Source organism: Paraburkholderia franconis, assembly GCF_009362735.1.
GTDB classification, from domain to species: Bacteria; Pseudomonadota; Gammaproteobacteria; order Burkholderiales; family Burkholderiaceae; genus Paraburkholderia; species Paraburkholderia franconis.
In genome coordinates this window covers 170,730-189,149 of record NZ_WHNP01000011.1, presented here as the reverse complement: position 1 = coordinate 189,149, position 18,420 = coordinate 170,730, and the positions used below count along the sequence as shown (strand labels likewise).

Below are 18,420 nucleotides of genomic sequence, written 5' to 3'. Positions count from 1 at the left end.
GACGATGCCCCACCCCTAACCCCGCCCCGAGGCACCCCGAGGCGGGGAAGTCCTCTCCGCCGGACGGGCTCGGGGGCTGGCGCAGCATACTTCGCCAGCCCCAAGCCCTCTAGCTTGTTTGGGAAAGTGAGCGCGTCAATGGTTCGCTTCGCCGGACGTCCCGTCCGCCATTGACCCACTCATTTTCCCTGTCGACAACCCGCGTCACCCACTCGAATTTCAAAAGAGGCGTATTCTCCCGACCTAGATAGTTTTAAGGATCGCCAGTTCCACGCCGGACAGAACACATGACCGTTTTCACGATAGCCAGAACGATCTTTTGATCGATACTAGACTCATCGAGAGCGTCGACTCCTCCACACGTCAAGATTTTTCGGCTGCACTGATCGGCCATTTGGCGGTCGATCGAACGAGCAACGCATTGCAGAATGGTTCGGTCACCCCTCGACACGCAAAAGGCCATGATCGGGTGATGCACGAGGTGGCCCGATCGGGCCATGCATTATCCGGATGCTGCAAAAACGTGATGCCGGAAGGCGGATCGTCCGCAGACCGTCCGTTCAGGGTCAATGTCCAACACGCAAGCCGGCGTGTCAGATCATTCCCCAAGCCAGAAGGTTCAACAGAGCCCGCCGGAACAACTATGAAAACACTATTTTTGCAAGCGCCCTCGTATGACGGCTTCGATGGTGGTGCGGGTTCGCGCTACCAGGCCAAGCGTGAAGTCCGCTCGTTCTGGTATCCAACGTGGCTCGCGCAGCCCGCCGCACTCATCCCCGATAGCCGTGTACTCGACGCGCCCGCCGACGGCCTGTCCGTTGACGCCTCGCTCGAGATCGCGCAGCAATACGATCTGGTGATCATCCACACCAGCACGCCGTCTTTTCCCACAGACGCCCTGTTCGCTGAAGATGTGAAGAAGCGCAAGCCTTCCGTTCTGATCGGCATGGTCGGCGCCAAGGTCGTGGTGGATCCGCACAACTCACTGACTGCCAGCGAGGCGATCGATTTCGTGTGCCGCGAAGAATTCGATTTCACCTGCCAAGAAGTCGCCGAAGGCAAGCCGTTCGCCGGCATCAAAGGCTTGAGCTATCGTGCGCCCGACGGTTCGATCGAGCACAACGAAGCGCGACCGATCCTAGAGAACATGGACGAGTTGCCGTTCGTCGCGCCGGTCTACAAGCGTGACCTGAAGATCGACAACTACTTCATCGGTTATCTGAAGCACCCGTACGTGTCGATTTACACGGGCCGCGGCTGCCGCTCGAAATGCACCTTCTGCCTGTGGCCGCAAACCGTGGGCGGACATCGCTACCGCACGCGTTCGGTGGAGAGCGTGCTGGAAGAAGTGAAGTGGATTCGCGACAACATGCCTGAGGTCAAGGAGATCATGTTCGACGACGACACCTTCACCGACTTCAAGCCGCGCGTCGAGGAAATCGCCCGCGGCCTTGGCAAACTCGGCGTGACGTGGTCGTGCAATGCGAAGGCGAACGTGCCGTACTCAACGCTGAAGATCATGAAGGAAAACGGCCTGCGCCTGCTGCTGGTCGGCTACGAATCGGGCGACGACCAGATTCTGCTGAACATCAAGAAGGGTCTGCGCACCGACATCGCGCGCCGCTTCAGCGACGATTGCCGCAAGCTCGGCATCAAGATTCACGGTACCTTCATTCTCGGCCTGCCGGGCGAGACGCAGGACACGATCCGGAAGACCATTGAGTATGCCAAAGAGATCAATCCGCACACGATCCAGGTGTCGCTCGCCGCGCCGTATCCGGGCACGACGCTCTACAAGCAGGCCGTCGAGAACGGCTGGCTCGAAGAGAACAAGGTGATCAACCTGGTGAGCAAGGAAGGCGTGCAACTGGCGGCGATCGGCTATCCGCATCTGTCGCGCGACGAGATTTACCATCAGCTCGAAAACTTCTATAAGCGTTTCTATTTCCGCCCCTCGAAAATCTGGGAAATCCTGCGCGAGATGTTGACGAGCTGGCACATGATGAAACGGCGCTTGCGTGAAGGCGTCGAGTTCTTCCATTTCCTGCGTGCCCACCAGGCGTGATCGCCGCGCGCTCCCCCTCAGGCAACCCGCGTAAGGCGCCGACGTGAAGCGCCTTGTGTGGATCATTCTCCCGCCCGGTCTGCTGCTCATGACCGGACTGGTCGCATTCGAAGGTCCGATGCGTGCGGCCCATCTGCTGCTCCTCGCGCTGCTAGGTATCTCAGTTTCGGCGGCCGTAGGCGGCATCAGTTATACGTTGCTGGCAAGCGTATTGATTTCGCGTTTTTTTGTGCGCCCAACTTCAGTTGCCTCCAGCTATCCGCCGGTAACGGTCGTCAAGCCGCTGCACGGTAACGAGTGGAACCTGCTTAGTAACCTGTCGAGCTTCTGTCGACAGGATTACCCGGGTGACGTGCAATATCTGTTCGGTGTACATGATGCGGCTGACCCTGCGTTGGAGACGGTCGAGGAGCTACGCGCGCTCTACCCTGAAGCGCATATCACGGTGGTAGCGGATGGCCAGCTGTACGGGCCGAACAGGAAGATCAGCAACATCGTGAACATGATGCCGCAGGCGGCCCATGATGTGATGATCTTCGCGGACAGCGATGTCAGTGTGAGCCCCGATTATTTGCGCAGCATCGTAGGCGAATTGCAGAAGCCGGGGGTGGGCCTCGTGACCTGTATCTATCGCGGAAACTCCGCTCCGGGGTTCTGGCCGCGCCTGGCTGTCAATGCGATCAACTATCAGTTTGTTCCCGGCGTGGTGACCGGCCTGACACTGGGTCTGGCTAAACCATGTATGGGACCGACCATCGCAATGCGCCGCGCGACCGTGGACAAGATCGGCGGTTTCGAACAGTTTGCCCATCACCTGGCCGAGGACCATGCGATCGGCCAGGCGGTGCGCATTGCCGGCGAGCGCGTTGTGATTCCACCGTTCTTCATCTCCCATGCCTGTGTTGAAACGAATGTGACGAGCCTGATCTCGCACGAATTGCGCTGGAGCCGCACGATCCGCTCCATCGATCCGGCAGGCCATCTAGGCTCTGCGCTGATGCATCCGTTCGCGTTCGCCACGCTGGCCATCGTACTGTCGGGTGCCGCGAGCTGGTCGTGGTTGCTTGCCGCGATCGCCCTGCTGGCACGCCTCTGGCTGAAGGTTCGCGCGGACCGGGCGTTGTGCCACGCCGATCGCGGCCCTTGGCTGCTGCCGGTATGGGATATTGCGTTGTTCCTCATATTCCTCGCGAGCTACAGTTCCACCCGGGTTGCCTGGCGTGGCTTCACTTTTCAAGTGGACCGGAACGGCATGCTGCGTTCAACCGAACGCGTATCGGAGCCCGGTTAGATCGGATGGGTCCGCCGGGTGCTATCGGTCGTTCGAATGTCCGCGTCACGAGCGTGGCCAATCCCGTGTTCTACGTCAAACCTGACGCTCGCTAACGCCGCCGTTGGTCCAAGTGTCATCGGCCAATCCAGACGGTTGCGGTGCAATCTGACTGCGATCGGATAAGAAATGCGCCGAACGCATCGGCTTGTCGCTGACACGTAGGACCGGTTATCGGATGTCGCTCACTACGACGACATCATCACGCCGAGAAAGCTGGTACGATCGCGACCGCCGGCGCGTGCTATGCAGCGTCGCATTGCCTCGCATCGCACTCACACAGGTAACGACGCTGCTGGAACGATCCCCATATCCGCATGCATATTCTTCCGCCTACGTCAGCGCAGAGCATGCAAACACCAAGCCCCGTTGCGCCCCGGCCAGTTCTGGGACGGCTCTTTTGAGCAGGCCTGGCAAACGCAACACCGCGACGATGCTGGCTGCGCTTGGCGTCGGACTGGCCGTGGGCACGCCTTTCATGCTGGGTTCCCACCAGTCGCTTGCCGGGCTGCGGACCGTCCCGGTGCACATGTTCCTGGCGTTGGCGGCAAGCGCCGCTGCGAGCGCGCTGGGTAAGGCTGGCAAGCAGCACCTCATGCAAAGGGCCTTGGGCTTGCGTCTTCCTTTCATGCGCACGTATGGAATCGCCTTGGTGACCGACTCTGCCTTTCTCGTCTCGCCTCTGGGTGCAGCAGGATATGGCGTCAATATCGGGTTGCTGCAGCGCACTGGAGCCTCGTGGGCGACTGCCACGACGGTCGTCGGTGCCGACCAGGCTCTCGACCTGGCTTTCTTGACGGTGGCGGTGCCGATCGCGATTGCGTTCGCTGTCGGTCCGCTAGCTCAGGTCGTCCCGAGAGCAAACGTATCTCTGGTGGTCGGGATGCTGGCAGGTGTCGGGATCCTTATAGTCACGCTATGGGCGTGCCGCCGGCAAGTCGCGAGCGCGCTGGATGCCTCATGCGGCCGCATTCAATGGCTCGGGACACAGCGAGCCCGGTGGGACAAGTTCCGCCAGAGTGTGCGCCAGCAAGCGGGGCTGCTCATGACGGGGCCTCGCCATCGGTTTGCGGGTTTGCTGGTGTTCACTACGCTGCAATGGCTGCCTCGCTATGGCGTCCTGTGGTTCGTGCTGCTCGAACTCGGCTACCGGTTGCCACTCGGATTCGTTTTGGCGGTGCAGGCTGTGGCTCTGCATGCGGCGCTTTGGACAGGGATACCGGCCGGCGGGGCCGCCGGCGACCTGGCGCTTGCGGCAGCATTTGCAAACTGGGTTCCGCAAGATGCTATGGCGACGGCTCTGGTCCTTTGGCGCTTCGCGACGCTCTATTTCCCGCTGATGCTCGGTGCTGCGGCCTTCTTTGCTGTTGCCTGGCTGCGGGGCCCGGTAATGCCGGCTACGGAATAAGGACCTCGGAAATCGTCAAAGCATGCTGTCGCGCGTCTTTCTGTACCGAAAACGATGCGCGATCAGCATGATCGGCCCACAAAAGGAATAGGCGAAACGTCGCAAGTTTGGCGACTGATCGGCTCGTGTCAGATTGGAAGCGGCCAGTTGCAAGTTGTCTGCGAACGACTCTAACTGGCCGGGTCCTGCCTGTTGGAGATCCGCATGACACGACCCGTTCGAGTCAGTCCCGATCCCCAAAATCACACTTCCGCTGCAAGACAATTCTCGACGGAATGGTAACGTCGTGTCGATAGAACCCGGATTTTGTAAGGTCGGTTTGCAACACTTTAGTTTCACCCTATCGTTGACGAAGATGAATGCGATGGATCAGCAACGTACTGTCATTACCGCCCCCATTCTTTGCGCCGACGCGGTGTTGTTTTCCGCCTATGGGTTCGGCTGGGGATACGTCGCCTTCGCGCTGCCATTTGAAGTCGTTTGCGAAGAGCTTGGCGCTCGCAATGAGACTGTACAGCAGGTGCGACTCGCGTTCGAGTTGAACGAACGCCGAATTCTACGGGCCGTGCATCAATATGGAGCGACACCTGCAACAGGCGAGCGCATAACGCTCTCGGTCGCAGATCTTCAGCGCGTGACGTCCCAACTCGACTACTTCGGAGCATAAATGCCGGCAGACCGCGCTTGGGTGACCTCTGCCTGACGGCGATCGGCTGCACGCGACCCTTGGCTGCAGCTCGAGCCGCCCCGCCCCAACGGCCGTTGTCAGCTCCTCAATCGACGTTCGCCCCCGGATAGATCGATAGATCTGCTGTGCGCTACGTCCGCCTGTCGCGGTATCGGCTCATCGTCGCGCTACCGCCTCATTCCCCCCGAACACTGGGTCCGCGTCGCCGAGGACCGTCATGGTCGTGTCCATGATCGGCAACCTGAGCGTCACTTCGAACATCCGCGAAGGCTTGGAGCTTCATCCAGCACGTAAGCGACTTCCTTCCGCTGGGTGCGGATGGTGAATTGCCAGCTTTTGCTACGACGCGACGGCTGGAACTGCCACTTCAGCAGATGAGCCAACAAGACCGACATACGGCTTGCCAACTCGCGCTGTTCGCTCTTGCCCACGTCTTCAATCTCCTCAGCAATGTGCTGAACGTCGACGGCGGACAGCTTGCCCGCGCGCAGAAGTGCGGCTTGCTCGTTGGCCCACGCAACTACGTCCTGTTCGTATCTCGTTCCCATGACGATTCCATATCGAGACAACGGTTAGACTACGGCTACTGCGCTCGTACGCGACTTCAGCGTCCCTTCGAAGCCTTCCCGATTGTCTTTTTGCCATGTGCCAAGACGTTATCGGGGCACGCCCGACGCCGGGGGCTTTGACGCGGTAAGGATCGAGGGGCGAGCGAGATTGTTATACAAAGTACTGCTTATATTGCGAGGTCGTAGAATTGCGCAGCGGCTGACGGATGGGTTCCGCTAGCACACTATCTGCCCCTTCGCAATCATGTGCATAACTTCAATGCCGGCCAGAAGGATCCGGGCACAGCGAAAAGTCTTGAACCCCAGCGTGCGTCGCTTGATTGCCCGATGGTCCTGCTCGACCATGTTATTGAGATATTTGGACTGGCGGATATTGATGGGCGCTTCACGATCGGCATTGATCGCTTCGAGCGCGGCGAGATTGGCGCCGCTCCTGTCGATTGTCACGGTGTTGGGTTCCTCGTTCTGATCAATCGATTTCTCGAAATACCGACGGGCTGCGGCCTTGTCACGATGGGAACGCAGCAGGAAATCGACCGTGTTGCCAGCCTTGTCCACGGCGCGGTATAAATATTTCCACTGCCCCTTGACCTTCATGTACGTTTCATCCATGCGCCAGCTCTTGCCGACCGGGCGCTTCCGACGGCGAAACGATTTCTCCAGTACAGGCAACAGCTTCACGGCCCAGCGGTGCACGGTCGAATGATCGACCGCAATCCCGCGCTCGGCCATCATCTGTTCAAGATGGCGCAGGCTCAGCGGATACGCCACGTACCACCGCACGCACATCAGGATCACGTCGAGCGGGTAGTGCAGACGCTTGAGCACCTTTGCCACGGCCGGATTCAGCGTTTTCATCAAGCTTTCATTCGTTCGTCTTTTTCCCGCTCATCATAGCGCAACGCCTTATTGCGGCAAAACCGGTGGAGACGCCAGTCGATAAATAGTGCCGAAAACGAGGCGCTTTCGTGACTCGCCGCAACGCGGCGACCACGAATGGCGCTCGAATGGCCGGCTGCTGGCCGATGCGGTCGGCGGCAGTCGACCCACAAGAGTCGATCGGTACGAGCGCTGCTATGTCCGCTAACGAACGACAATCGGACAACGTCCGGCGTCCGGGCGAGGGCAGGAGACGCGTTCGCCAGGCACGAGGGTCGACGTCGTGCTTTTCCTCACGAGGATCGTGTAGTGAACTGCGCCGTGAGCTCTTCTGCTCTCGAAAGAAATAGCTTCAGGACTGCAGATGTATTCGACATGCGGTGGCCGATAACGAGGTCAAAGATGGTTGCTTCCCACGGCGGGCAAGCGAATCATGTGGTGCGCTCTGACCGTCTTACCACGACTGGTAGATTGCATGGCGCTTTTCGAATAGGTCCTAGCAGCGCAATCTTGTATACGCGATGTACGCCATGCCACCGATGATGAAGGTAGCGAAAGCTGTCGGCACGAGCATCTTTTGCGTGTGCGCCGATCTAGGCGCACGCTAGCATGGCAACCGTCAAAGCGGCTAGCAGATCTGACCGAGCCTGAAATAAGGCATCCTTCGCTTGCAGAATGCGATTGCGTCGCTCAGCACGCTGTTGTTCACGATGCCGGGCATCGCCATCAGATTGAAGATCTGTAGCTTGTCGAGCGCCCCCTCGGCGGCGAAGAGCGGCCGGAAATTGGAGACGTTAAAAGCCCCGACTGCGTTGGCCGGCACAGTGGTCTTCAGCGTCGCGGTCCCTGCCGTGAACCGCCCTGGATAGTTCGCTCCGGCAGGGGCGACGGTGATCAATGTCGAAATACCGTTGATGCTCTTGTTCAGCACATCTGGATCGCCCGCATCGACCATCAGCTTCCGGAATGTCTCGCTGCGGTTCGCGTACTTGATCGTTATATCGGCGGTATTGCCCTGAACGTTGCTGACCTCGACTGTCATTTCAGTTCCGGGCGATGTGCCCGCAGGCGGAATATCCGTGGGTTCCAGCGCAATGAACTTGATGCCGGGCCCGATATTGTTAAAGGCCGCTTCGACGTTTCCCAGCGTGCAGCCTTCGGTGTGATTGCTGCCGTTGCTGGTTGAATACTGCATCCCCGAATTGGTGCTGACGACATACGCGTGCGCCCCGCCATTCAGAAAGAAGTCGTTGACGGCCCGAGCAACGTTGCAATCGACCACGCTACTCTGAAAGAATCCGCCGAACTGGTCCTCGTAGTCACTGAAGCTGAAGACTGGCACCGGAATGCCGAAGTTGTTGGGGGGTGTCTTGAACGGATGGGTGTAGCCGATGAACACAGTAATGGACGTCGGCGCCGCCATGTTGGTGTGAGCACTGGCGTGAAGTTCCTGTATGTAGATTCCCGGGTAGGTCGGCATGGCTAACCTCTCAAGTTCGATAAAACAACCGCAGGATAGAAGTCTAAGATTCTGAGGTCTGTCGTGTTCGTATCGCTGCGCAGCCATATCTGCTGTGGCGAGCGGTCGACGAGGATGGTGCCGGACCCGACGTGCTGGTGCAAAAGCGGCGCGACAAGGCCGCGGCAAAGCGCTTCTTCCGGCGGGTGCTGCGTTCAAACCCGGTACCGCGCAGGATCGTTACCGACCGGCTGCGCAGTTATGCGGCGGCGAAGGCTGATATTCCCGAGCTCGCCCATGTAAAGCACGCTTTCGTTAAAGCGGCTGCGCGTGTGAATAACCGCGCCGAGAAGCCCACCAGCCGATCCGAGGATGCAAACGCCAGATGTGCGGCTTTCGCGATGCGCGTCGCACGCAGGCGTTTCTCTCATGCTCCGGCGCGATCCGGCAGCACTTCGCGTTGCCCAGACACCAGACGAACGCGGCATGTCATCGCGCCCATACTCAAGGAACGCTTCGCCACATCGCATGGCTGGACGGCCTCCGCCGCAGTCGAGAAAGTCATCCGATAAGGATAACTACTCTTGAGCCACACATGTGGACTACGCTCGTCAGCCTGACAGAGCCGCTCAATACATTCATCGATGACTGCGTTCACGGGTCCACCTCCAGCGTTACGCCAGCGCCGCGAATCACTTGCAGGTAAGCGACCGTATCGCCGACGGCAGCGGTGGCCTGCTCCGCGAGCCTCCACATGCGCGAAGACTTTTCGGCGCTCGCCATCATTGATTCGAGAGCGTCCGAATGAGCGAACCCGTGAGTTGCCGCCACGTCGAGAACGGCATCCAGAACGCGTCGGGCCGCCGCTCGGGCATCGGCCGGCGCCAGGGGAGCCCGGTATGCAAGAAAGCCTGCCATCAGCAAAAATTCGGCCGGACTGATGTGCTGGCCATTGCCAACAGGCACACCGTCCATATTGTCTCGATCTTGCGTCATACGTGGCCTCCCGCTTCGGGGCACTGAGCGCTGTGAACGCGCGGATCCGCGTCGTTAGTGCCGCCGGCCGTGCCGCACTGGATTCCACGGCGGCCGAGTTGCTGCGCGCGGCACTGCATGCCGCTTTATGTCGGGAGCGATGTCACACGCCGCGAAGAGATGGTCATTCTGCAAATCGTCGGTAAGGCATCTGAACACCTCGACTCCGTCACAGAGATGAGGCAGACGACGTGCGCAGTCGAACCTTGTAGCGCGTGCGAAGGCGCTCGCACCGATCCTGGCGAGCTCCGACTTCGGATTCACCGGACCTATATTACAGGATGAATCGTGAATGCCGACGAACGCAGCGATCGCCGACCTTCAAAGTAATCTCGCTGTAAAGATCGACAGGTGACACGGCCAATCTTTTTGCAAGGTCGAAACCGCAAGTCGTAGTATTCTTGATCGGCCCCTGCTCCCCAGTGATAGGGACAGCTTTGCTACTTCGCGTCAAATGCCGTGCGGTTCTGAAAGGACGGTGATGATTCGATACCCCGCTTGTCTGTCCCGAAACCCCCACAGGAGAGGGCGGCGTCCATAGCAGCTGTCCAGCAACTGCCATATTTTTGAAGGCATTGATTCAATTTGCGAACAATCGCCGATGCCTGGCGAGTCCCTGCGGGTGACTGATCTCGCCCACGCGGACTATTTTCTTCGAGGGCATTCATGAAAACGCTGTTTCTGCAGGCACCTTCATATGAAGGCTTCGATGGCGGAGCGGGCTCACGCTTCCAGACGAAGCGCGAGATTCGATCATTCTGGTATCCAACGTGGCTCGTCCAGCCCGCTGCGCTGATCGACGGTAGCCGCGTCGTGGATGCTCCCGCAGATGGCCTGTCGCTAGATACGACGCTTGACATTGCTCAGGAATACGATCTCGTCATCATTCATACGAGCTCGCCGTCGTTCCAGAGCGACGTTCAATTCGCAGAGCACTTAAAGCGGCGCAAGCCCACGATCCTCGTCGGGATGATCGGCGCAAAAGTTGCTGTCGATCCTCACGGTTCCCTTACTGCGAGCAACGCACTAGATTTCGTGTGCCGTGAAGAATTCGACTTCACATGTCGCGACATTGCGCAGGGCCTCCCATTCGAATCGATTCTCGGCCTGAGCTATCGCCTGCCCGACGGCGGGATCATGCACAACGACGCCCGGCCGATTCTCGAAGACATGGACCAGTTACCATTCGTCTCGCCTATCTATAAGCGCGACCTTACGCCTGAGAACTACTTCAGCGGCTACCTCAAGCATCCGTATCTGTCGCTCTACACGGGGCGAGGCTGCAAATCCAGGTGCACCTTCTGCCTCTGGCCGCATACGGTTGGGGGCCATCGCTATCGCACACGTTCGGTCGAGAACGTCCTCGAAGAAGTGAAATGGATCCGGGACAACATGCCCGAAATCAAGGAGATCATGTTCGACGACGATACCTTTACGGATCTCAGACCGAGAGCCGAGGAGATCGCTCGTGGCCTTGGCAAGTTAGGCGTGACGTGGTCGTGCAACGCAAAGGCGAATGTGCCCTACTCGACCCTCAAGGTGATGAAGGAGAATGGGTTGCGGCTCTTGCTCGTCGGCTACGAATCCGGCGACGACCAGATTCTCGTGAATGTCAAAAAGGGCCTTCGGACCGATATGGCTCGCCGGTTCAGTGACGATTGCCGCAAGCTCGGTATCAAGATCCACGGGACGTTCATCCTTGGACTTCCGGGCGAGACGCACGAAACGATACAGAAGACGATCCAGTACGCGAAAGAGATCAATCCCCACACTATCCAGGTGTCACTCGCTGCGCCGTACCCGGGTACGGTCCTTCATAAGCAAGCAGTCGAAAATGGATGGCTGAATGAAAGCAAGGTCATCGCCCTCATCAATTCGTCAGGCACCCAGGCTTCTACTATCGGCTATCCGCACCTGTCGCGCGAAGATATCTACGTTGGCGTTGAGGAGTTCTACAAGCGCTTTTATTTCCGACCATCGAAGATCTGGGAAATCGTCCGCGAGATGCTGGTGAGTTGGGAGATGATGAAACGGCGCCTGCAAGAAGGCGTGGAGTTCTTCAGATATCTCCGGGCGCGCAAGGCATGAGGCCCCAGTTCAAGTTTCTGGCCGGCCGCTAAGGAAACAACGTACCTTGACGTCCGCGCAACCGCTGTCTCGACGGGCTGGCTCCGAATCTGTTGCCACAAGCCGGTCGAGGCGCGGTTGGGACTGCGTTGGGAGTCTCGGCATCGCTGCTCCGGCATACGGTTTCAGCGCGTTTGCGATCGTCGACGGCGAAATCGAAACCAGTTCAGCGTGAATATGGTTGAGCCCTTCCAGAGCGGCTGGATATCCGCGCGAGCAGGGTTTCCGCACATTGAAGCCCAACCGGATCACGTCAAGGTATGTCACCGTCCCGAAGTAAGGGCACGCATCCGAAGGACTCGCCCATTCATTGGATTTCACTGGAACGGCGAATAGACGCCTTTAAGCAGATCCGCGTAGATCAATCACCAATCCGCAAGGAATAAACGTTGATCGTAAGAGCGTGCCGCTGGCGTTTTTGGAAACTGGCATAATCGCACAAAGGTCCGCCGCTGAACCCGTTGGCCGGGGACGGTATCGTAACCGTTATACCAGGCTCGGGCGCACGGTTTAATGTTGCTTTTGTAAGGCGCGTTCGGCAAATCGTTGCACCGCTACGATCCACGCCGACTAGCCAGGGTATGGGCTTCTAGGGCAATTGTTTTACGGCCGAGTTGCGGTAACGCTACCGCTCCAAAAGAGTTATAGCGGTTGATTCCCGACTTTTGGTGCGTGTTGAAGTCCCGCCAGTTGTAGACTAGACCCGCTACGATTTGACTGGCGGGCCTTTTTTTCGGCGCGGACGTACGTTAAAGGAATCGGCGGAAGATGTGGCGGACGCAAAAGCAACGCGGAGTTTCTCTATCCGCTCGCAAAAGCATGTAATTGTTTCCATTGTGATCTGTCGCTCTGCGGCGAACATTCAGTCGCAGCAGATGTGCAGTTGCGCGCGCTTTTCTGCCTGTTGGCGCGGTAAATCCGCCGGATGGTCGACGCCTTCTGTGCTACCGAGGTGCCGAAACGCGCGCCGGGTCGGATTAAAGGGCCCGCTTCCGGGATGGGGTAACAGGTCAGCCCGACATACAGGCATCCGATTCGATGCGCAGCGATCAAGCTTACTTCGCTTTCTTCTCGCGCATGAAACGCAACGCGAACCGCACGAGCTTCGGCATTGTCTCCGGACGCAGCAAGCGCGGATCGTAACCGGAGAACCGCCGGTCGTTTTCCTGCAGGCACAACAACATTAGTTCACGTAGGTCGATTTCCGCGCCCGACACGGCCTGTGTCCCATTCACGGTGAAATTGTTGTCCTGCTTCTGCTCGTTTTCTTCCACATCCATCGTGCGCGCGAGGCCGATGCGCTCCCAGCCCAGAAACGCCCATACGGCGGCCACTTTCAGTTCGAATCGAATGCGCTGCCACCACGACAATTTCGCGCGATGCCAGGCAACCCAATTGGCGAACAGAAGAATATGGCGGCATTCTTCCTGCATCACGGGCTCGAACGCATCGATCAGTTCCGGCGGAAACAGACCCGAGTGGTACGCGACCTTGAACAGGCCGAACGCGAAAAAGCTGTCGATGCATTCGCTATAGCCCGTGACGAGATACGCCCATTCGGCGTCTTTCGGGAAGACATACGGCGCCTCGCTTGCGAGCTCGATGCCGTATGCGGCGACCATCCGCGACAGCACTTCCTTGTGACGGTTTTCTTCCCAGGCATTCAGCGCGAGCGCGCTGCGCATTTCGTGTTCTTCAACAGTTGCTGCATAGGCCGCCATGCGCAATCGCGCCCTGCCTTCCGTCTGCACGGCGATGTCCCAGATCGGCAGCGAGACGATGCGTTCCAGCGCATCCGGCTCCAGCTTAGGCCAATCGAGAACCGAAGGCCGATACGGATTGAAAGTCTCGCGAAACATGCGGCATGTTTCGCGAAGGTGAATATCGGAACCCGGCTTGAACGGGCTCGCGACGTGGCTTACCCAGTGCCGCGTATTGACTTCGGCAGCATCGATCGTTTTGCGGTCGGGACTGAATTGCGCCAGTGCTGGCGCGGTGAAGTCCGGAATCAGCCGTTCGACGTCGAATGTATCAAGCGTCTGCTCACTCATCGGAAGGTCCACCAGAGAACACTTACGTTAGCGATTCAGGCGAGAGCCGGCGTTCTGCTGGATCGGCCGACCATCAGTGTATGTCAGCATCAAGACAATCGTCTTAAACGGCGCATGGGCAAACTTCAGCTAATGCCATAGCACCGTCGGATTTTCGCGCGCGGTCGTTCCGGAATCAATCGCTAGCCCGAACTCCGCAACCCATGTGCGTCGCCCACGAGCCGCGCGGGTATCATCGCGACGAGATCGGTGCTCGCGACGACCGGCATGATGAGCAGAAAGTGCGGCACGACGCTGACTGCGGATACCGTGAGCGATGTCCATCTCGACATCCGCCAGTGGACGAAAGGCTCGCGTGAATCAATGGACACAATCTCGGACGATACTGGAATACGATTGCTGTCACAATGTTGGTGTGACAGGCGCGTTGCCCCGGAGGTCAGACCTGCCAACGAGTGGCCGGAATGCAGTTGACCGCAGCCAAACACGCCCGGACAGTGGATGGCCGCATTCGGCCCACTTCTGCCCGACAGCAGCGCCAGACCCGTCGCCCTGCTCTGCGTGATTTTGTCGGGCTGCCGCTTGGGTGCTTGCCAACGCGGCGCCGCTCGTCCGTGCGATGCTGGTCTGGCATACGGATCATGCCCTTGGAAAAAAATACGGCGCAGTAGCATTGCTCGCGGTATGGGAAATCGTACAGTTCCTGGTTTTCGTCGCCGGCTTTTTCAGTTCGAGGGTGGTCTGGCGTGGCATCACATTACGCGTCGACGGCAACGGCCAGCTGCGCCACTGAACGACCAATGAAGCACTATGCAAAAACATTGTGATCGGACGGCGGCGGAAACGCAGGTAGCGGTGAAGTCGCCATGAAACACTTTGGACGTCTCGCAGCCTTCTGCGGACTCGCGATCGCAACCTGGCTGGTTTGGCGCAGCCACCCACTGACCATATTCCGCCTGCTACAGGCCGCCGGGGTGGGCTTGCTGGCCGCAGCGTTTGCCCATGTGTTGTCGATGCTTCCGAATGCGTGGGACTGGCGCTCGCTTATCCGTCCGGCTCAGCGGCCTCGATTTACAACGATGCTAAAACTTGTGTGGATCCGCGAATCGGTGAATGGCCTGCTGCCTGTCGCCCGCATTGGTGGCGAGATTGTTTCGTTCCGGCTGCTTTGCCGGTTGGACGTGCGCCCTTCGACGGCGGCGGCCAGCCTCGTCGTCGATCTCCAGCTAACCGTGATCAGCCAGCTCCTGTTTGCCCTTGCTGCCTTCGCCTATCTGCTCGGGCAAACATCCTCGGACGCGGCGCGATTGGCCGGTGAGCTGGCCTGGGGCATTACGATCGCGACGCCAGTGCTGCTGTTGTTCGCCCTGGTCCAGCACGCGCGTCCCTTTGAGCGCGCTGCAAAGTCGCTCAACCGGATCGCGAGCGGCAAGCTTTACGAACTCATCGGCAGGTCTGCGCGGGTCGACCAGTCCATCAAACTGACCTGGCGCCGAACGTGGATCGTGATCCGGTATCTGTTTCTTTGGCAGCCTCTGCAGTTCGCAGGCTTTGCATTTGAAATCTGGTTAGCCCTGCGTGTCCTCGGCGCAGACGTGAGCTTCGTTCAGGCACTTGTCATCGAGGCACTGATCCAACTCGTCAGCAGCGCCGCGTTTCTCATGCCCGCGGGACTGGGCATCCAGGAGGGCGGCTTCGTCCTGATCGGGGGCATGCTCGGCTTCGATGCCGAAACCTGTCTCGCACTCGCCGGCGCTCGCCGCATACGGGACCTGCTGTTTTATGTGCCGGGCCTGATCGTATGGCAGGCCGCTGAGTTTTCACCCGATTCTTCCCGGTCCGCATGACGCGGCTAAGCGATCGCTCGCCGATGTCATTCCCGATTTGCAGCCGACGGGACAAGGCGGCAAGGTTGTGTCGCGATAAGGATGGCAGGACGAGGCAATTCACGCCATACACCTGCCCGGTCACGGTGTCGAACTCCATAAAGCGGATCATCGGCAATCAAGGACGGCAGGAAAGCGCGCGGCTAAAAGGTCTGACGGCTGTTATAGGTGACATCTTGTGCTTGTGCAAGCATATCGCCGTCGATCCGGAACTGTCCTCGTACGATCCCATACGTGAAAATATCGAGCTGGTTATTAAAACGTACTCGCGAACGCCATCGAGTTGGCGCGAACAGTCGAAGACATGAGTGGCTATCAGATTTGATCGCCGACTGTGTTGTCTTGCCTGGATATTGCTGAATGCTTTTCAGGGGATCGCATCATAACAGGATGGAACCGTGCACTTCCCGTTCCGATGGCCGCGTCGTTTCTCGCAACAGCTTCGGGCTTGTCACAGGCGACCGAACACGCGCAACAGCGACGTGGCGGGCGTGACGTTCGCGAGGAAACGCGGCAGGGTGCCCGGAATACGAAGCAGGACTGCCGCGCCGCTAATCAGCAAAGCAGTTCACAATGCTGGCAGGACAAGCGACGGAGCAAGCAACACGGCCGTCAGGCAGCCCGCGAAATCAGATATTGATGACGCAAACTCATTCAGAGGAAAGTGATTTCATCAGGCAGTTCAAGGCGGACAGCCTCAATGCGCTGGCTGGTACGCGAGTGGTACCGCGCATATGGAATGGAGCGCGATGATTTCCGCGAACAGAAGCTGCCAACGCCGGATAAAGCCGTAGGATCGGCGGATCGCTCGTTGCGTCGACAACCAGGAAGAAAGCTCGCCACCGCTGGGCCCGCGCGCCTATGCATGTCAAGGCGCGTGCGTCTGTGGCCCGGCCGAAGCCGGCTGCGCCTTATCCGGGAACCGGTTGCCCTGCGCTGCCGCATCGTCGCGATCCCTGATTGACGGGAGCAGGACATAGTCGCGCTCCGGGTCAGGCATCACGATGATCGCATGCATCGTCACTCTCGACATCCAGCAGGTGTCGGCCGGCGTCGCCTCCGAAGCGTGCGACGCATAGTATGCGTACCGGTCCAGGCTATCCGGGTCCCCTTGGAGTTCTGCGACGATACCTCGCGACAGTTGCGCTTCTGCGGCTGCAGACTGCTCGCGAGTCGGCATCTGTATCGGCGCGCCGGATGCGTACCTCGCCACGACCTTGTAAAGCAGACCGAGGTACTGGTCAACGTCAGCATCCGACATGTCCTGAAGCTGCACACGCCTCATCACCGCGCTCATGTCCGACAGCCCGTAACAGTTGACGGGTACAAGTTCGTCGATCAGGCGCGTAACCAGCAGCACGTATTGCAGGCGATCGGCCGCATCCAGACGGGCAACGCCGTCGGACATCAGGACCTGTCGTTTTGCCGGATCAAGAAAGACCTCACCCACGCCGTCCGCGCCATCTGGCAGGTTTCTCGCGATGACCGGATCGTTCCGTATCCTGCCGACCCATTTGAGGACGGTCCGGGCTTTTTCAGATCCGGGTTCAACGCCGTACTGGCGCAGCAGAGCATCGTAGCCGGACGTTTCAGGCACTACCGGAGCAATCGCCGGATCCACCTGCGTCGCAAAATCCGACGCATCACGGTGAATGGCCGCGCTCGCGCCCGCCGTCACGATCGACAAAGCCAGAATGCCGGGCAAGATAGCAGACCTGGACATGTTGCCCCCGAGCGACGTATGACGGGTCTGGAATGTACCCCTGTAAGGAATCGTACACCGGCAGCTTATGCGTTAACGGCCGATCTCCAGACGCACGCGCACGCCACCAGCACAACGGGCTCTGGATTCTACCTATATCGGTCAAGGTTACCTTTGCGAAGCGCTTACCGTTTTCTATAACTCCGTGCATGAGGGGCAGCCGCCGGTACGAGGCCACGACAGCTAACTTCGGATAGTGCTCATGAATCAGGTCAATCTGATGCGCGTCTTCGTGCGGACCGCGGAGAGCGGCAGCTTTCGCCGTGCTGCTGACCAGTCGCAGGTATCGGGGGCACAGGTCTCTCGCGCCATCGCATCGCTTGAATCGCGCGTACAGACGCAACTGCTGAGCCGGACGACCCGCAAGGTTTCGCTTACCGAGGCGGGCATGCGCTACCTACAAGGCAGCCGGGAATTCCTGGAAAAGCTTGACCAGCTGGACCGGTCGGTCTCCCGCAACGATGGAATTTGCGGTGGTACGCTACGCGTCGTCGCCACTGACGCCCTGCCGCCGCAGACGCTCATTCGTCTGCTCGACGCGTACCGACATCGATGCCCGGAAGTAAAAGTGCACATTTCACCCGGCGAGGGTCTTTCTCATCTGCTCGATGACCGACACGATGTTGCACTGTTTGATGGCTCATGGCGGCCCATCCTCGGCGGAGAACTGGAAACCGTCCCGCTTTCCTTTCCGGCCCAGCGCCTGATACCCTGTGCAGCGCCCGCCTATCTGGCCGAAAGCACCGAGCCCGCCGAACCTGAGGAACTGGCTAGCCATGCCTGCATCTCGAACATCGACAGGCTGCAGCAACTCGTGTGGAAGTTCGTCGACGCGAATGGCAACATACACGACGTCAGCATCAACCCTTGCTATACAGTCAACAGCGCGTACCACCTGCGACTTGCCGCAATTGCGGGAATGGGGGTCGCGGTCCTGCCCGAACCCCTCGTAGCCGATGAAATCGCCAATAGCAGATTAAAGCGCATTCTCCCCTGCCACACGATCGGCAATTTCGATACGACGGTATCGCTTGTCTATCCACGCCGGCGATTCCTGAACCAGAGAGTCCGCGCATTCATCGACAACGCGATCGAACTCGCCGGCCAAGGCTCAGCAACGATTGATCTCATGTCAGAAGTAAGATCAGAGTGAAAACGCAC

The 18,420-nt window shown here is 59.0% G+C and carries 14 protein-coding genes and 2 pseudogenes; 9 read left to right on the top strand and 7 right to left on the bottom strand.

What is annotated here, in order from left to right:
• Nucleotides 1-643: 643 nt before the first annotated feature.
• The 4 genes from hpnJ (GCT13_RS14820) to GCT13_RS14805 all read left to right on the top strand — a co-directional run bounded on the left by hpnJ (GCT13_RS14820) (nt 644) and on the right by GCT13_RS14805 (nt 5,470).
• Complete coding sequence (gene hpnJ, locus GCT13_RS14820; RefSeq protein WP_152759240.1) at nt 644-2,065, top strand: hopanoid biosynthesis associated radical SAM protein HpnJ; 1,422 nt, start codon at nt 644-646, stop codon at nt 2,063-2,065.
• 88 nt (nt 2,066-2,153) lie between these two features.
• Nucleotides 2,154-3,356 (top strand): bacteriohopanetetrol glucosamine biosynthesis glycosyltransferase HpnI, encoded by a 1,203-nt coding sequence (gene hpnI / locus GCT13_RS14815; RefSeq protein ID WP_407670800.1) that lies wholly within the window; start codon nt 2,154-2,156, stop codon nt 3,354-3,356.
• Nucleotides 3,357-3,795: 439 nt separating this feature from the next.
• Complete coding sequence (locus GCT13_RS14810; protein ID WP_193727668.1) at nt 3,796-4,803, top strand: lysylphosphatidylglycerol synthase transmembrane domain-containing protein; 1,008 nt, start codon at nt 3,796-3,798, stop codon at nt 4,801-4,803.
• A 364-nt stretch (nt 4,804-5,167) separates the two neighbouring features.
• On the top strand, nt 5,168-5,470 hold the full coding sequence (locus GCT13_RS14805; protein WP_152759235.1) for a hypothetical protein: 303 nt from the start codon (nt 5,168-5,170) through the stop codon (nt 5,468-5,470).
• 284 nt (nt 5,471-5,754) lie between these two features.
• Here the strand turns inward: GCT13_RS14805 and GCT13_RS14800 are convergent.
• The 3 genes and pseudogenes from GCT13_RS14800 to GCT13_RS14785 form a co-directional block, all read right to left on the bottom strand.
• A pseudogene (locus GCT13_RS14800) lies at nt 5,755-6,039 on the bottom strand (DUF29 domain-containing protein); the annotation flags it as partial.
• A 188-nt stretch (nt 6,040-6,227) separates the two neighbouring features.
• Nucleotides 6,228-6,918, bottom strand: a protein-coding gene (locus tag GCT13_RS14795) for an IS6 family transposase (RefSeq protein WP_227746843.1) whose coding sequence is annotated in 2 segments (ribosomal slippage) — nt 6,228-6,285 and nt 6,284-6,918 — 693 coding nt in all. Because the reading frame shifts where the segments join, the coding sequence is not laid out codon by codon here.
• 649 nt (nt 6,919-7,567) lie between these two features.
• Nucleotides 7,568-8,419 (bottom strand): hypothetical protein, encoded by an 852-nt coding sequence (locus GCT13_RS14785; RefSeq protein WP_152759229.1) that lies wholly within the window; start codon nt 8,417-8,419, stop codon nt 7,568-7,570.
• 65 nt (nt 8,420-8,484) lie between these two features.
• Between GCT13_RS14785 and GCT13_RS14780 the strand changes: the two are divergent.
• Nucleotides 8,485-8,970 (top strand): annotated as a pseudogene (locus tag GCT13_RS14780) (DDE-type integrase/transposase/recombinase); the annotation flags it as partial.
• Between the two features lie 82 nt (nt 8,971-9,052).
• Here GCT13_RS14780 and GCT13_RS14775 read toward each other — a convergent pair.
• Complete coding sequence (locus GCT13_RS14775; RefSeq protein WP_152759226.1) at nt 9,053-9,394, bottom strand: hypothetical protein; 342 nt, start codon at nt 9,392-9,394, stop codon at nt 9,053-9,055.
• A 705-nt stretch (nt 9,395-10,099) separates the two neighbouring features.
• Here GCT13_RS14775 and hpnJ (GCT13_RS14770) point away from each other — a divergent pair.
• On the top strand, nt 10,100-11,521 hold the full coding sequence (hpnJ, locus tag GCT13_RS14770) for a hopanoid biosynthesis associated radical SAM protein HpnJ (protein WP_152759223.1): 1,422 nt from the start codon (nt 10,100-10,102) through the stop codon (nt 11,519-11,521).
• A 1,094-nt stretch (nt 11,522-12,615) separates the two neighbouring features.
• Here the strand turns inward: hpnJ (GCT13_RS14770) and GCT13_RS14765 are convergent.
• Together GCT13_RS14765 and GCT13_RS48360 are read right to left on the bottom strand one after the other, a co-directional pair.
• A complete protein-coding gene (locus tag GCT13_RS14765) occupies nt 12,616-13,611 on the bottom strand; it encodes a ferritin-like domain-containing protein (protein WP_152759220.1) in 996 nt (331 codons plus the stop codon).
• Nucleotides 13,612-13,793: 182 nt separating this feature from the next.
• Entirely contained in the window at nt 13,794-13,943 is a 150-nt protein-coding gene (locus GCT13_RS48360) for a hypothetical protein (protein WP_193727673.1), read from the bottom strand.
• Between the two features lie 254 nt (nt 13,944-14,197).
• On the opposite strand from GCT13_RS48360, the gene GCT13_RS14760 reads away from it, so the two are divergent.
• Both GCT13_RS14760 and GCT13_RS14755 read left to right on the top strand, forming a co-directional pair.
• Complete coding sequence (locus tag GCT13_RS14760; protein ID WP_152759216.1) at nt 14,198-14,404, top strand: hypothetical protein; 207 nt, start codon at nt 14,198-14,200, stop codon at nt 14,402-14,404.
• Between the two features lie 73 nt (nt 14,405-14,477).
• The gene (locus tag GCT13_RS14755; RefSeq protein WP_152759213.1) at nt 14,478-15,458 is read left to right on the top strand and encodes a lysylphosphatidylglycerol synthase domain-containing protein; all 981 of its coding nucleotides are present in this window, start codon (nt 14,478-14,480) and stop codon (nt 15,456-15,458) included.
• A 907-nt stretch (nt 15,459-16,365) separates the two neighbouring features.
• On the opposite strand, the gene GCT13_RS14745 is transcribed toward GCT13_RS14755, so the two are convergent.
• Entirely contained in the window at nt 16,366-17,202 is an 837-nt protein-coding gene (locus GCT13_RS14745; protein WP_152759207.1) for a hypothetical protein, read from the bottom strand.
• 259 nt (nt 17,203-17,461) lie between these two features.
• Between GCT13_RS14745 and GCT13_RS14740 the strand changes: the two genes are divergently transcribed.
• Nucleotides 17,462-18,412 (top strand): LysR family transcriptional regulator, encoded by a 951-nt coding sequence (locus GCT13_RS14740; RefSeq protein WP_152759204.1) that lies wholly within the window; start codon nt 17,462-17,464, stop codon nt 18,410-18,412.
• Nucleotides 18,413-18,420 lie beyond the last annotated feature (8 nt).